The organism is Pseudomonas sp. MYb541, assembly GCF_037479595.1.
In the GTDB taxonomy this organism is placed as follows: domain Bacteria; phylum Pseudomonadota; class Gammaproteobacteria; order Pseudomonadales; family Pseudomonadaceae; genus Aquipseudomonas; species Aquipseudomonas canadensis.
Map to the genome: position 1 here is coordinate 28816 of NZ_JBBGYS010000007.1, position 15355 is coordinate 44170.

The window sequence follows — 15355 nt, forward strand, 5'->3', positions numbered from 1 at the left end:
ATCCAAGAATTTATGTCGTCTGCCCACAAGGCCAGTCGCAAACTTCAGGCAACCGATTCTGGTAGCCTTTCCGCCCTGGAGCAAGCCATGCAAGACCTCGATCCCGTCGAAACCCAGGAATGGCTGGACGCCCTGGAATCGGTTCTCGACAAAGAAGGCGAAGACCGTGCTCACTACCTGATGACCCGTATGGGCGAACTCGCGACCCGCAGCGGCTCGCAACTGCCTTACGCCATCACTACGCCATACCGCAACACCATCCCCGTTACCCACGAAGCACGCATGCCTGGCGACCTGTTCATGGAACGCCGCATTCGCTCGCTGGTACGTTGGAACGCCATGGCGATGGTAATGCGCACGAACTTGAAAGATTCGGACCTGGGCGGTCACATCTCCAGCTTCGCTTCCAGCGCAACCCTGTATGACATCGGCTTCAACTACTTCTTCCAGGCCCCGACCGACGAACACGGCGGCGACCTGATCTACTTCCAGGGCCACACTTCTCCAGGCGTTTACGCCCGTGCGTTCATGGAAGGCCGCATCACCGAAGAACACATGAACAACTTCCGCCAGGAAGTGGACGGTAACGGCCTGTCGTCGTACCCGCACCCTTGGCTGATGCCTGACTTCTGGCAGTTCCCGACCGTTTCCATGGGTCTGGGCCCAATCCAGGCGATCTACCAGGCACGCTTCATGAAGTACCTGGAAGCCCGTGGCTTCATCCCTGAAGGCAAGCAGAAAGTCTGGTGCTTCCTGGGCGACGGCGAGTGTGACGAGCCAGAATCCCTGGGCGCCATCTCCCTGGCCGGCCGCGAGAAGCTGGACAACCTGATCTTCGTCATCAACTGCAACCTGCAGCGCCTCGACGGCCCGGTTCGCGGCAACGGCAAGATCATCCAGGAACTCGAGGGCGTGTTCCGCGGTGCTCAGTGGAACGTGACCAAAGTCATCTGGGGCCGCTTCTGGGACCCACTGCTGGCCAAAGACGTCGACGGCATCCTGCAACGTCGCATGGACGAAGTCATCGACGGCGAGTACCAGAACTACAAAGCCAAAGACGGCGCGTTCGTACGTGAACACTTCTTCAACACGCCTGAACTCAAGGCAATGGTTGCAGACCTGTCCGACGACGAGATCTGGAAACTCAACCGTGGCGGCCACGACCCGTACAAGGTCTACGCGGCGTACCACGAAGCGGTCAACCACAAAGAACAACCGACCGTCATCCTGGCCAAGACCATCAAGGGTTATGGCACCGGTGCTGGCGAAGCGAAGAACACTGCGCACAACACCAAGAAAGTCGATGTCGACAGCCTGAAGTTGTTCCGCGACCGCTTCGACATCCCAGTCAAGGACGAAGAGCTGGAGAACCTGCCGTTCTTCAAGCCGGAGCCGAACAGCGCCGAAGCCCGTTACCTGGCCGAGCGCCGCGCCGCACTGGGTGGTTTCGTGCCGCAGCGTCGCGCCAACAGCTTCAGCGTACCGACGCCAGACCTGAGCACCCTCAAGGCTATCCTCGACGGCTCGGGCGACCGTGAAATTTCCACCACCATGGCTTTCGTGCGCATCCTGGCGCAGCTGGTCAAGGACAAGGACATCGGCCCGCGCATCGTCCCGATCATCCCGGACGAAGCCCGTACCTTCGGTATGGAAGGCATGTTCCGTCAGTTGGGCATCTACTCCTCCGTCGGCCAGCTCTACGAGCCAGTCGATAAAGACCAGGTGATGTTCTACAAGGAAGACAAGAAGGGCCAGATCCTCGAAGAAGGCATCAACGAAGCGGGCGCCATGAGCTCCTTCATCGCTGCCGGTACTTCGTACTCCAGCCACAACCAGCCGATGCTGCCGTTCTACATCTTCTACTCGATGTTCGGCTTCCAGCGCATTGGCGACCTGGCGTGGGCAGCAGGCGACAGCCGTACCCGTGGCTTCCTGATCGGCGGCACCGCCGGCCGCACCACGCTGAACGGCGAAGGCCTGCAACACGAAGACGGTCACAGCCACATCCTGGCTGCCACCATCCCGAACTGCCGCACCTTTGATCCAACCTACGGCTACGAGCTGGCGGTGATCATCCAGGACGGCATGAAGAAGATGACCGAAGAGCAGCAGGACGTTTTCTACTACATCACCGTGATGAACGAGTCCTACCAGCAGCCAGCCATGCCGGCCGGCGTCGAGGAAGGCATCATCAAGGGCATGTACCTGCTCGAAGAAGACACCAAGGAAGCGGCGCACCACGTACAGCTGATGGGCTCCGGCACCATCCTGCGCGAAGTGCGTGAAGCGGCGAAGATCCTGCGTGACGAGTTCAATGTTGGTGCTGACGTGTGGAGCGTGACCAGCTTCAACGAACTGCGTCGCGATGGCCTGGCCGTAGAGCGTCACAACCGTCTGCACCCTGGCCAGAAGCCACAGCGCACCTTCGTCGAAGAATGCCTGACTGGCCGTAAAGGCCCGGTGATCGCATCGACCGACTACATGAAACTGTTTGCTGAACAAATTCGCCAGTGGGTCCCGTCCAAGGAATTCAAAGTCCTGGGCACCGACGGTTTCGGTCGCAGTGACAGCCGCAAGAAGCTGCGTCACTTCTTCGAAGTTGACCGTCACTTCGTGGTGTTGGCAGCCCTGGAAGCCTTGGCTGACCGTGGTGAGATCGAACCTAAGGTGGTGGCAGACGCTATCGTCAAGTTCGGGATCAACCCGGAAAAACGCAACCCACTGGACTGCTGAGGAGATTTTTTGTGAGCGAACTCATTCGCGTACCTGACATCGGCAGCGGTGAAGGTGAAGTAATCGAGCTGTTTGTGAAGGTCGGCGACACCGTCGAAGCCGACCAGAGCATCCTGACCCTGGAATCGGACAAGGCGAGCATGGAAATCCCTGCTCCCAAGGCCGGCGTGGTCAAGAGCCTGAAAGTGAAGCTGGGCGACCGCCTGAAAGAAGGCGACGAACTGCTGGAACTGGAAATCGAAGGTGCCGCTGATGCGGCTCCTGCGGCTGCTCCTGCTCCTGCTGCCGCTGCTGCACCTGCCCCTGCTGCTGAAAAGCCTGCTGCTGCCGAGGCCGCTCCGGCCCCGGCTGCCGCACCTGCCGCCGCCAGCGTCCAGGACATTCATGTCCCGGACATCGGTTCGTCGGGCAAGGCCAAGATCATCGAGCTGCTGGTCAAAGTCGGCGACACCGTCGAAGCCGACCAGTCGCTGATCACCCTGGAGTCCGACAAGGCCTCCATGGAAATCCCTTCGCCGGCTGCCGGCGTGGTGGAAAGCATCGCGGTCAAGCTGGAAGACGAAGTCGGCACTGGCGACTTCATCCTCAAGCTGAAAGTACAAGGCGCTGCACCTGCTGCCGCGCCAGCCCCGGCCGCCGCTCCAGCCGCCAAGGCTGAAGCGGCACCGGCTGCCGCTGCGCCTGCACCTGCTGCAAAAGCCGAGGCCGCTGCGGCCCCTGCTGCTGCCGCTCCAGCGCCAAGCGGCGCCAAGGTGCACGCCGGCCCCGCCGTGCGTCAACTGGCCCGTGAGTTCGGCGTTGAGCTGAACGCTGTGTCGGCCACCGGCCCTCACGGTCGCGTGCTGAAGGAAGACGTGCAGGTCTACGTCAAGGCCATGATGCAGAAAGCCAAGGAAGCTCCGGCTGCCGGCGGCGCTACCGGTGGTTCGGGCATTCCGCCGATCCGTACCGTGGACTTCAGCCGCTTCGGTGAAATCGAAGAAGTGCCGATGACCCGCCTGATGCAAATCGGCGCGGCCGGTCTGCACGCCAGTTGGCTGAACATCCCGCACGTGACTCAGTTCGACCAGGCCGACATCACCGACCTGGAAGCTTTCCGCGTTGCGCAGAAAGCCGTGGCCGAAAAGGCCGGCGTGAAACTGACCGTGCTGCCGCTGCTGCTCAAGGCCTGCGCGCACCTGCTCAAGGAGCTGCCGGACTTCAACGCCTCGCTGGCGCCAAGCGGCAAGGCGATCATCCGCAAGAAGTACGTGCATATCGGTTTTGCGGTCGACACCCCGGACGGCCTGCTGGTACCGGTCATCAAGAACGTCGACCAGAAGAGCCTGCTGCAACTCGCTGCCGAAGCCGCCGCACTGGCTGCCAAGGCCCGCGACAAGAAGCTCACCCCGGACGACATGCAGGGCGCGTGCTTCACCATCTCCAGCCTCGGTCACATTGGCGGCACTGGCTTCACGCCAATCGTCAACGCGCCGGAAGTGGCGATCCTGGGCGTGTCCAAGGCAACCATCCAGCCTGTGTGGGACGGTAAAGCGTTCCAGCCGAAGCTGATGCTGCCACTGTCGCTGTCCTACGATCACCGTGTGATCAACGGCGCTGCTGCTGCTCGCTTCACCCAGCGTCTGAGCCAACTGCTGAACGACATCCGTACCATCCTGCTATAAGCAGGAACAGGCCTCCCGTTCACCCGGGAGGCCTGGTTGCACCGATTTTCGAGCGCCACGCTCGTACCTCAACCCCGCCACTTGGCGGGGCTTTTTTTGCCGGTTTGTTGAACAATAAAAACAGGCTTGTACACCTTCCATCACCCCGATTGCAGAAATCCCTTTCACGGCCGATAACCCCCTTATAGCACTTAGCCTTCATCCTCTCTTGTCAGCCCGCGCCGCATGATGCAACCTTGCCGCAGGCAACAGAAAAGAGGGCGTGAGCCCGGCGCCGTGCGCGTAATTTCAAGTGAGTTTCCCCCATGAAAAGCCAGCCCGATGTCGCCCGTATGGCGGCCGAGGTAGTGACGCAGTTACCGGTGCCTTCGCGCCTCGGTATGCTGCGTTTCGAGCGGCTGAATGAGGCAAGCTGGGCCCTCCTTTACCTCGACCCCAATTGCGAACGCCAATTCGGCCTGACGGCGGTCGAGCTGTGTGCCTTGATCGGCACGCCCTACGCCAGCCTGATGGAGCCCCAGGCGCGCTATCAACTGCACGACACCATCCAGCAGCAACTGACCCAGAGCCCGCATTACCTGGTGCGCTACACATTGCACACCAGCGACGGGCCGCTGAGCCTGCTGGAGATGGGCGAAGCCTACAAACAACACAATCGCCACCTGCTGCGCGGTTACTTGATGGTGGTCGACGGCCTGTTCAGCGAAATTCCCACCGCTGCCCCGACGGCAGACCTGGAGAACCAGAACAGCCGCCTGCAGATCGCCCTGGAGCTCAACCAGCGCGCCCAACTTGAACAATTGCAGCATTTGGAGCGGGTGCGCGCCCAGCAGGAACTGATCCTGTTGCTGGCCCGCCAGCGCTACACCACCCACAATTCGCTGCAAGAAGCCGCCGAACTGATCACCCGCAGTGCCTGTGATATCTACCAGATTGACTGCGCCAGCATCTGGAACCTCGAAGGCCAGCGCCTGGTGCCGATCTCCGCCTACCACCGCGCCGACGAGCAACACCACCTGCCCGAATCCATTGATGCAAGCTGCTTCCCGGACTACCTGGAAGCCTTGCACAGCAGCCGGGCGATCGACGCCACCAACGCGCTGCGCGACCCTCGCACCCGGGAAATGGCCGACAGCCTGCGCGATAAAGACATCCACGCCATGCTCGACGCGAGCATTCGCGTCGACGGCCATGTGGTGGGCGTGCTGTGCCTGGAGCAAAGCGGCAGCACCCGCGCCTGGCAGGCCGATGAAATTGCTTTTGCCGGCGAGCTGGCCGATCAGTTCGCGCAGGTCATCAACAACCACAACCGCCGTACGGCGACCAGCGCTCTGCACCTGTTCCAGCGCGCCGTGGAGCAAAGCGCCAATGCCTTTCTGCTGGTCAATTGCGACGGCGTGGTCGAGTACGTCAACCCGAGCTTTACCGCGATCACTCAGTACAGCGCCGAAGAGGTCCACGGCCACCGCCTGGCCCAGTTGCCGGCGCTGGAAAACCTCAGTGAATTGCTGTTCGACGCACCATCAGCCCTGGCCAAGAGCAACAGCTGGCAGGGTGAATTCAAGAGCCGCCGCAAAAATCTCGAACCCTACTGGGGCCAGCTGTCGATTTCCAAGGTGTATGGCGACAACCGCGAGTTGACCCACTACATCGGCATCTACGAAGACATCACCCAGACCAAGCTGGCCCAGCAGCGCATCGAGCGCCTGGCCTACACCGACAACCTGACCAACCTGGGCAACCGCCCGGCGTTCATCCGCAACCTCGACGAACGCTTTGCCCGCGACAGCGACAGCCCGATCAGCCTATTGCTGGTGGACATCGACAACTTCAAGCGCATCAACGACAGCCTCGGCCACCAGACCGGCGACAAGCTGCTGATTAGCCTCGCACGGCGTTTGCGTAACAGCCTGAGTGCCGGCGGCAGCCTGGCACGTTTTGCGAGTAACGAGTTCGCGGTGCTGCTCGACGACACCGACCTGGAGAGCGGCCAGCAGGTTGCCAGCCAGTTGCTGGCAACCCTCGACAAACCGATGTTCGTTGACAACCAGTTGATCAGCGTCACCGGCTCCGTGGGCCTGGCGTGCGCGCCACTGCACGGTCGCGATCCGCAAACACTGATGCGCAACGCCGGCCTGGCCTTGCACAAGGCCAAGGCCAACGGCAAGCATCAGGTCCAAGTGTTTACCGAAGCGCTGAACGCCGAGGCCAGCTACAAGCTGTTCGTCGAGAACAACCTGCGCCGCGCCCTCACCCAGAACGAGCTGGACGTGTTCTACCAGCCCAAGCTGTGCCTGCGCAGCGGCCGCCTGCTGGGCATGGAAGCGTTGCTGCGCTGGAACCACCCGGAAAAGGGCATGATCCGCCCGGATCAATTCATCAGCGTGGCGGAAGAGACCGGCCTGATCATCCCAATCGGTAAATGGATCGCCCGCCAGGCTTGCCGCATGAGCAAGCAACTGAGCGCCGGCGGCATGGGCAACTTGCAAGTGGCAATCAACCTGTCGCCCAAGCAGTTCTCCGACCCGGACCTGGTGGCCTCGATTGCCGCGATCCTCAAGGAAGAACAGTTGCCGGCCAACCTGCTGGAGCTGGAACTGACCGAAGGCCTGCTGCTGGAAGCCACCGAAGACACGCGCCTGCAGCTTGATCAACTGAAAAGCTTTGGCCTGACCCTGGCCATGGACGACTTCGGCACCGGCTACTCGTCGCTGAGTTACCTGAAAAAATTCCCCATCGACATCATCAAAATCGATCGCAGCTTTATCCACGAAATCCCGGACAACCAGGACGACATGGAAATCACCTCCGCGGTGATCGCCATGGCCCACAACCTCAAGCTCAAGGTGGTCGCCGAAGGCATCGAGACCGCCGAGCAACTGGCGTTCCTGCGTCGCCACCGTTGTGATGTGGGCCAGGGTTACCTGTTTGACCGGCCAATCCCCGGTGCAGAGCTGCTGGCGATGCTCAAACGCTACCCGCGCGGGCCAATCGCCTGACAGCGCCGTAACACTCGGGCACACTGGTTGTCTGAATCTTTACTGCTAACTCAACCTGACGAGAGGACTGATCATGGTCTTGCGCTCGGAAATTCTGGTGAACAAAAACGTGCTGCCTACCCAAGAACAAGCTCTACCTGGCCGTGAAACCCCGATGAACCTGCCGGAGACGCATTTCGTCAACGGCAACCCGCTGCTGGGTCCATTCCTGGACGACGTCGGCTTTGCGATCTTCGGTCTGGGCTGCTTCTGGGGGGCCGAGCGCCGGTTCTGGCAGCGCGATGGCGTGGTCAGCACCGTGGTCGGTTACGCCGGCGGCTACACGCCGAACCCGACCTACGAAGAAGTCTGCTCCGGCCTGACCGGCCACAGCGAAGTGGTACTGGTGGTGTATGACCAGGCCAAGGTGAAATACGAAGATTTGCTGAAGATGTTCTGGGAACTGCACAACCCGACCCAGGGCATGCGCCAGGGCAACGACATCGGCAGCCAGTACCGCTCGGTGATCTATGCGACCACGCCGGAGCAATTGGCGGCAGCGCAGGCGAGTGCCGAGGCTTATCAAGCTGAGCTGACCAAAGCCGGACTGGGTGCGATCACCACGGAAATCGAAGAAGCGCCGACGGTGTATTTTGCCGAGGCGTATCACCAGCAATACCTGGCAAAGAATCCGCAGGGCTATTGCGGGATTGGCGGCACGGGCGTGACCTGCCCGATCTGAAGCCATTTTGTGGTTACACCGATTCCCTGTGGTGAGCGAGCTTGCTCGCGCTGGGGCGCGAAGCGGCCCCAACAAGGCCGCTACGGTTTTTCTGATAGACCGTGGTGACTGGTTTTGGGGCTGCTACGCAGCCCAGCGCGAGCAAGCTCGCTCACCACAACAGCCCGCCCCCCCGCAAATTGATCAGCGTTGCTGACTACTCAGCGATGAGCCAATCCATCTGCCACCCACCCTGGGTCTGGCCCAGCTTCTTGGACAGCCACGGCAGCAGCTCACGCAACTCCTCTTCCAAACCCCACGGCGGGTTGGCGATCGCCAGGCCCGAACCGGTCAGGGTGTTGGGTGTGTCCAACGGATGCACCAGCAACTCCACGCGCAGCAACTTCGGCGCACCGGTGCCGGCCAAGTCTTGGTAGAAACGACGCAACATGCGTTGGTCTTTCACCGGGTACCAGATGGCCGCGACGGTCTGGCGCATGCGGCTCACGGCTTCCTTGAGGGAAGCGGCGCAGCGTTGCATCTCGTCGAGTTTCTCGAACGGTGGATCGATAAGCATCAGCGCACGCTTTTCCGGCACCGGCAGCAGGGCACGCGGTACATGCCAGCCTTCGCCCAAATGCACCTTCACGCGGCGATCACCCTTCATATTGTCCTTGAGCAGCACACCGTCTTCCGGGTGTTTTTCATTGAGCAGCACACGGTCCTGGGGACGAGTGAGGCGTCGCGCCAACTCCGGCGAACCTGGGTAGTAACGCAACTCGCCATCCGGGTTCATCTCATGCAGCACGCGCATGTAATCGGCTGTCAACGGCGGCAGGTCGCTTTCGCCCCACAGGCGCGCGATGCCTTCCAGATATTCACCGGTCCGGTTGGCCTGGTCGCCCTGCAGATCGTACAGGCCGATCCCGGCGTGGGTGTCGAGGTAGGCGAACGGCTGCTCCTTGCGCGACATCAGGGCGATGAGGCGGGTCAGGGTCAGGTGTTTGAAGACATCGGCGTGGTTGCCGGCGTGAAAGGCGTGACGATAATTCATGGTTGCTCCTGCGCAGGAGGCGAAGTTTACCTTTTACGTGGGCGTTGGTGCAGTGCGGCGTGCCGGGCGGTGCTTATGTCGAAAAGGCAGGTGTGCACCTGAAAAAAGTCTAAATGTTGGTGAGGGTGCGGATTTATTGTGGCGATCCACACGCCAGGGAGGTCCACCACCATCATGAAAGACGCCACCATCGCATTGCACCACGGCTTCAAGTCGGACCCGACCACCAAGGCCGTCGCCGTGCCGATCTACCAGAACGTCGCGTTCGAGTTCGATAACGCCCAGCACGGCGCCGATCTGTTCAACCTGGACGTGCCCGGCAATATCTACACACGGATCATGAACCCCACCAATGACGCGCTGGAACAGCGCATCGCCGCGCTGGAAGGCGGTATCGCGGCCCTGGCGGTATCGGCCGGCAGCGCAGCGATTCACTATGCGATCCAGACCCTTACGCGAGCGGGCGACAATATCGTCACCACCCCGCAGCTCTACGGCGGCACCTACACCTTGTTCGCGCACTTGCTGCCCAGCTTTGGCGTCGATGTGCGTTTCGCCCGTGACGACTCGGCCGAAGCTATCGCCGAACTGATCGACGGCAACACCAAATTGGTCTACTGCGAAAGTATCGGCAACCCGGCGGGCAATATCGTCGACCTGGAAGCCCTGGCCAAGGTCGCCCACGCGCGTGGCGTGCCGCTGATGGTGGACAACACCGTGGCCACGCCGATCCTGTGCAAGCCGATCCACTTCGGCGCCGATATCGTGGTGCACTCGGTGACCAAATACATCGGCGGCCACGGCAATTCCCTGGGGGGCGTAATCGTCGACAGCGGCACTTTCCCCTGGGCCGACTACCCGGAGAAATTTCCCGGTCTCAACAACCCAGAGCCGGCCTATCACGGTGTGGTCTACACCGAAAAGTTCGGTCCCGCCGCCTTCATCGCCCGCGCGCGTACCGTGCCGTTGCGCAACACGGGCGCGGCGTTGGCACCGATGAATGCCTTCCTGCTGCTACAAGGCTTGGAAACCCTGGCCCTGCGCATGGAACGTCATACTGAAAATGCCTTGAAAGTTGCGCAGTTCCTCCAAGGTCATGCCGAGGTGGAATGGGTCAGCTACGCCGGCTTGCCGGATCATCCACACCACGAACTGGCGCAGAAATACCTGCAGGGCAAACCCTCGGCGATTCTCTCGTTCGGCCTCAAAGGCGGTTATGCCGCCGGTGTGCGCTTCTACGATGCGCTGCAAATCTTCAAGCGCCTGGTGAACATCGGCGACGCCAAGTCCCTGGCGTGTCATCCGGCGTCCACCACCCACCGGCAAATGAACGAGCAGGAACAAGCCAAAGCCGGCGTGAAGCCGGAAATGATTCGCCTGTCAGTAGGCATCGAGGCGATTGAAGACCTGATCGAAGATCTGCGGCAGGCGCTGGGTTCAACTCAACTCTGAAGCCAGGTAGTCCGCCAAACCCTGGTGGCTGACATCCCGGCGGCGCGTGAAATAGGCGACCTTGTGCCGCAAGGTCGTCGGCACGAATGCGGTGTAAAGGTCGGGCCGCTGCTCTTCGAGCCCCTGCAGGAGGTTATCGATCAGGGTTTGGGGCGATTGCTCGGCCAGATGTTGCAGTAAAGGCGCAGGCACTCGCCACCACGGGCTCGCCTTGGCGGCTGTGACTGGGCCAGAAGTGACGGTCAGCGACTGGCCATTGATCACGTAGCGCTGGAACACCGGCAATAGCTCATCGCCCGACTGCTGAAGGATCGGCAGGAATTGAGCACCATCCCAGAACCGTAAGAACACATCCTGACCATCGGGCAGGTAGACCTTGGTCAGTCCTTGCAGATGTGCAATCACGGTTTCCAGCGGGTGGGTCGATATGGCCAGCCACCCCCAATCCGTGGCATCAGTGCAGGCGGCCCATTCCAGGAAAGGACTGCCCGGCTCGACGATGCCTACATAGGGCATAACCTCGTCCCATGTCGCATAGGCCGTGCCGGCCCATACGGGTTGCGGCGGGGCCCCGACGGCGAGCGCCCGCCAAGCGTCAAGGGGTTTGGCGTCGCTGGCAGCGCTCAGCACTGCAAACATTTGTTCGCCAGGCAGCAAAGGTTGATGCATCTTCGTAAATCCCTTTAAAAGTCAGATGGGGCCGCACTGGCCGTTTTTGCAACGCTCGCACTCTTCGCAAAACGGCGCGCTGCGCTTGAGGCTGGCCACCTGCACGCGGCTCAGCGGAGCAGGAATCACCGCCAGCAGTGTTTCCTTCAGTCCAGGCGTTAACGGCGCTGCAGTAACAGCGGGCGCACTGCCAAGCTGGATCGGCACACTGCTGAAAATCCCGCCCGCAGACAGCGTGATCGACTGCCCGCCTGCCTGAATCGTGACAGTTGCGCCACCATCGATCACAACGCTTTGCCCCGCGCCTATCAGAATGGCCTGCCCTGCCCTTACCTGCCGAGAGCCGCCAACCATCAAGTGGTCGTCTCGCTTCAGGTCAGTCAGGCGGTTGCCATGGGTAATGCGCAGCTCCTCGCCCTGCAGTTCGTGATGCGACTCACCGTCCACTTTTACCCGAAGGTCATGCAGCACGTGTTGGGTCCAGTCCCGCTGGGCACGCAGGTAGATTTCCTCGGCCCCCTTGCGGTCCTCGATGCGCAACTCGTTGTAGCCACCACCACCGGGGCTGCTCTGGCTGCGGAAGATGCTGCGGGTCTTGTCCGCAGGCAGATCGAGGGGCACCTGGGCGGCCGCATTGGGTAGGCAGCCCATGACCAGCGGCATATCCATGTCGCCATTAACGAAGCCTACCAACACTTCCATACCGACCCGAGGGATCAATACCGCCCCATATCGATCATGCGCCCAGCCGCTGGCAACCCGCAGCCAGCAGCTGGAATGGTCGTTATGTTCCCCATCGCGATCCCACGCCAACTGCACCTTGACCCGGCCGTATTCGTCGCAATGGATTTCGCTGCCGGCGGGACCGGTCACCACTGCGTTCTGGTAACCCGATATTTGAGGCCGGGACATAATCTGAGGTGTTCGAAACGCTACGTCCCAAGGCGTTACAACAAATTCATTGCTGTAGCCTTGAGGCGACTCATCGCCAACAGACTCCTCAAGCACTTGAGGTTGGTGCCCTACATGGTGCAACTGGGTAATCAGCCACAAATCATTCCATTCCTGACGAGGATGCCCAGTCATCTTCAAGAACTGCCCAGTGACCAACGCCGGCTGGTCGCTAGCGCCGCTGGCCTGACGGTAATCGCTGCGATGACGCTCCAGCAGGCGTTGCGCCAGGTACTTACCACGCTCACGATCCGTGAAGTGCCCAGGGTAGCGCTGGTCGTCCAGGGTGGGCCGCAGCCGACTGGACACTTCGCTTTCCAACGTCAGGCTAGGCTTTTTGAAATCGTAATCCCGCAGGCTCACACCGGTGGTACGAGTCTTCAGCCGCAGAATAAAGCGCTTGATCGCTGTCTCGTCGGCAACCATCCCGGTACCAGGCGAATACGGTGTGGATTGATCAGGCCGCGCAAAAACACTTTGATCGTCGCCAAACACCAACAGGTGACGCTCAGGGTTGTGCTGGAAGTGATAGTGAATGCCCGATTCAGCACATAGACGCTGAATGAACTCCAGATCGGTTTCGCCGAACTGAACACAGTATTCACACTCGGGATACTTGCCGCTCAGTTGAAACGCGAAGGCATCACTTTGGATAGCCTGAGCTTGCAATACCTGCGCAATGATCTCGGGTATGGTTTTTTTCTGGAAAATCCGCTGGTGAGTGCTGTGTTCCAGATAAGCCAGCTGCGGCACCAGGGTGATCTGGTAACGGGTAAGGCGCCTGCCCGAATCGCCTTGCGCCACCCGATACACCAAGCCATGAATACCATGGCCATGAGCGTCAAACCCCAGGAACGCTTGACGATGTAGCAGGCTCTCAAGGTCTTGATCGGACTGTTCGCTGACCAACTCAAGGTCAAAGCGAAAAGGCAGGCTGATGAACTCATCCCCCACGAACCCGTGGACCTGGAATTCACTGGGCTCCCCGTCGAGGGTCAGGGTAAAGGCGCTTTGGTTGGCAGGAGCGAACATCCGGTGTTTCTCTGCGGGGGGTGGGCTGCCGATTTTGCATCACCCTTGCGACCTGCTGAGCACTCGCCAGGAAAATCAGTAAAACCCTACGTGCGCACGTCCGAATTTTCTTAGGACCGACATAAATCACACGTAAAAAAAAGGCCCGCAATCCGTAGGACGCGGGCCTTTCTTTCAACTCACTTGGCGCTAAACACCCAGCGAATTACTTATTGAGGTTGTAGTCTTTTTCCGCAGCATCAAAACGCTCGACCATACCGGCAGTCGGTGCGCCCATCTTGCTCACGAAGTAGATCGCCAGGCTGGCGAAGATAAAGCCTGGGATGATTTCGTACAGGCCCAGCAATTCGAAGTGTTTCCACACAATCACAGTGATCGCGCCGACCAGGATACCGGCCAGTGCGCCGTTGCGGGTCATGCCTTTCCAGATCACCGAGATCAGCACCACAGGGCCGAATGCGGCGCCGAAACCGGCCCAGGCGTAGCTCACTAGGCCCAGTACGCGGTTTTCCGGGTTGGCAGCCATGGCGATAGCGATCAGTGCAACCAGCAGCACCATCAGGCGACCGACCCATACCAACTCAACCTGGGACGCGTTTTTGCGCAAGAAGGTCTTGTAGAAGTCCTCGGTCAAAGCGCTGGAGCACACCAACAGTTGGCAGCTCAAAGTGCTCATCACCGCCGCCAGGATGGCCGACAGCAGCACGCCGGCAATCCATGGGTTGAACAGCAGCTTGGCCAGCTCAATGAATACGCGTTCGTGGTTTTCGGTCACAGGACCTGCCACTTCCGGATGCGCCGAGAAGTAGGCAATACCGAAGAAGCCCACCGCCACGGTGCCGCCCAGGCACAGGATCATCCAGGTCATGGAAATGCGACGAGCCTTGGCAATCGACTTCACCGAATCCGCCGCCATGAAACGCGCCAGGATGTGCGGCTGGCCGAAGTAACCCAGGCCCCAGCCCATCAGCGAGATGATGCCGATGAAGGTTGTGTTTTTCAGCATGTTGAAGTTGTCAGGGTTCTGGGCTTCGATCGCTAGGAACGTGGTGTCGACGCCACCGGTGGCCAGCAGCACGATGATCGGCGTGAGAATCAGCGCAAAAATCATCAGCGTGGCTTGTACGGTATCTGTCCAGCTCACGGCCAGGAAACCACCGACGAAGGTGTAGGCAATGGTCGCTGCAGCACCGGCCCACAAAGCAGTCTCGTAGGACATGCCGAAGGTGCTTTCAAACAGGCGGGCGCCGGCGACGATGCCGGAGGCGCAGTAAATGGTGAAGAACACCAGGATCACCACAGCGGAGATGATCCGCAGCAGGCCGCTTTTATCTTCGAAACGGCTGGAGAAGTAATCCGGCAGGGTCAGGGCGTCACCGTTGTGCTCGGTCTGGACCCGCAGGCGACCGGCGACGAACAGCCAGTTGAGGTAGGCACCGACGATCAGGCCGATGGCGATCCAGCTTTCCGACAGGCCAGACATGTAGATCGCGCCCGGCAGGCCCATCAACAACCAGCCGCTCATGTCGGAAGCGCCGGCCGACAAGGCAGTCACCACGCTACCGAGGCTGCGACCGCCCAGGATGTAGTCGGAAAGGTTGTTGGTGGAGCGATAGGCCATGAAGCCGATCAGCACCATTGCTGCGATGTAGATCACGAACGTGATCAGGGTTGGATTACTAACGCTCATAAGAGTGACGCCCTGGCTTTGTTTTTATGTAGCAACGGTCTGTCAGACGGCCACCCACTGGAAGTAGGTAGACGTAGCTGCGTGCCGCGCATTTATGACTGACGTTTCCCCAGGAAAGCCGTCAGCCGATGAACCGAACTTTCAAAGTGGTTGCACCTTGGGCGCGAATGCTATTCAACAAAGCAAATAAGGTGCAACCAGTTTCGTGAGAATAAGTTGCACCTTGATATGTTTTGTGGAAAACGCCCTGTTTTTGCTCCTTTTCGGAGCAAGAACAGCCGATCTCAGAAGCAAACGCACCAAGGCAGAGCGGAATCCGTCGGCGGTGTCTTTTTTTCCCGATCACGATCGAAAATTTCCTGAATAAAAAGGGTTGCACCCGGTTGCACCTCTGCATGCGCAAAGCTAATC

General features: G+C 60.2%; 9 protein-coding genes. 5 read left to right on the top strand and 4 right to left on the bottom strand.

Features of this window, described 5'->3' with window-relative positions; translation table 11 throughout:
* Positions 1-87 precede the first annotated feature (87 nt).
* The 4 genes from aceE to msrA all read left to right on the top strand — a co-directional run bounded on the left by aceE (position 88) and on the right by msrA (position 8117).
* Positions 88-2733, top strand: a complete 2646-nt coding sequence (aceE, locus tag WH299_RS06235; protein WP_078046549.1) for a pyruvate dehydrogenase (acetyl-transferring), homodimeric type — start codon at positions 88-90, stop codon at positions 2731-2733.
* Between the two features lie 11 nt (positions 2734-2744).
* Positions 2745-4397: a dihydrolipoyllysine-residue acetyltransferase gene (gene aceF, locus WH299_RS06240; protein WP_339549875.1), complete on the top strand. Its 1653-nt coding sequence runs from the start codon at positions 2745-2747 to the stop codon at positions 4395-4397.
* 305 nt (positions 4398-4702) lie between these two features.
* Positions 4703-7396, top strand: coding sequence for a putative bifunctional diguanylate cyclase/phosphodiesterase (locus WH299_RS06245; RefSeq protein WP_126569652.1), 2694 nt, complete (start codon positions 4703-4705; stop codon positions 7394-7396).
* A 73-nt stretch (positions 7397-7469) separates the two neighbouring features.
* Positions 7470-8117, top strand: a complete 648-nt coding sequence (gene msrA / locus WH299_RS06250) for a peptide-methionine (S)-S-oxide reductase MsrA (RefSeq protein ID WP_126569653.1) — start codon at positions 7470-7472, stop codon at positions 8115-8117.
* A gap of 196 nt (positions 8118-8313) precedes the next feature.
* Here the strand turns inward: msrA and WH299_RS06255 are convergent, their stop codons facing one another.
* Positions 8314-9150 (bottom strand): 23S rRNA (adenine(2030)-N(6))-methyltransferase RlmJ, encoded by an 837-nt coding sequence (locus WH299_RS06255; protein ID WP_028615462.1) that lies wholly within the window; start codon positions 9148-9150, stop codon positions 8314-8316.
* A 174-nt stretch (positions 9151-9324) separates the two neighbouring features.
* Here WH299_RS06255 and WH299_RS06260 point away from each other — a divergent pair, with 174 nt between their 5' ends.
* Positions 9325-10602 carry an O-acetylhomoserine aminocarboxypropyltransferase/cysteine synthase family protein gene (locus WH299_RS06260; RefSeq protein ID WP_339549878.1) on the top strand — a complete coding sequence of 426 codons (1278 nt, stop codon included), beginning with the start codon at positions 9325-9327 and terminating at the stop codon, positions 10600-10602.
* Here the strand turns inward: WH299_RS06260 and WH299_RS06265 are convergent.
* The 3 genes from WH299_RS06265 to putP all read right to left on the bottom strand — a co-directional run bounded on the left by WH299_RS06265 (position 10588) and on the right by putP (position 14944).
* Entirely contained in the window at positions 10588-11271 is a 684-nt protein-coding gene (locus WH299_RS06265) for a DUF4123 domain-containing protein (protein WP_339496564.1), read from the bottom strand. The genes WH299_RS06260 and WH299_RS06265 overlap by 15 nt on opposite strands.
* A gap of 21 nt (positions 11272-11292) precedes the next feature.
* Complete coding sequence (locus WH299_RS06270) at positions 11293-13254, bottom strand: type VI secretion system Vgr family protein (protein ID WP_126569656.1); 1962 nt, start codon at positions 13252-13254, stop codon at positions 11293-11295.
* Between the two features lie 205 nt (positions 13255-13459).
* On the bottom strand, positions 13460-14944 hold the full coding sequence (gene putP / locus WH299_RS06275; RefSeq protein WP_028615458.1) for a sodium/proline symporter PutP: 1485 nt from the start codon (positions 14942-14944) through the stop codon (positions 13460-13462).
* Positions 14945-15355 lie beyond the last annotated feature (411 nt).

Excerpts from the sequence above, each read along its gene's own strand:
- aceE (WP_078046549.1), top strand. The coding sequence starts at position 88 with ATGCAAGACCTCGATCCCGTCGAAACCCAGGAATGGCTGGACGCCCTG.
- WH299_RS06245 (WP_126569652.1), top strand. The coding sequence starts at position 4,703 with ATGAAAAGCCAGCCCGATGTCGCCCGTATGGCGGCCGAGGTAGTGACG.
- msrA (WP_126569653.1), top strand. The coding sequence starts at position 7,470 with ATGGTCTTGCGCTCGGAAATTCTGGTGAACAAAAACGTGCTGCCTACC.
- WH299_RS06255 (WP_028615462.1), bottom strand. The coding sequence starts at position 9,150 with ATGAATTATCGTCACGCCTTTCACGCCGGCAACCACGCCGATGTCTTC.
- WH299_RS06260 (WP_339549878.1), top strand. The coding sequence starts at position 9,325 with ATGAAAGACGCCACCATCGCATTGCACCACGGCTTCAAGTCGGACCCG.
- WH299_RS06265 (WP_339496564.1), bottom strand. The coding sequence starts at position 11,271 with ATGCATCAACCTTTGCTGCCTGGCGAACAAATGTTTGCAGTGCTGAGC.
- WH299_RS06270 (WP_126569656.1), bottom strand. The coding sequence starts at position 13,254 with ATGTTCGCTCCTGCCAACCAAAGCGCCTTTACCCTGACCCTCGACGGG.
- putP (WP_028615458.1), bottom strand. The coding sequence starts at position 14,944 with ATGAGCGTTAGTAATCCAACCCTGATCACGTTCGTGATCTACATCGCA.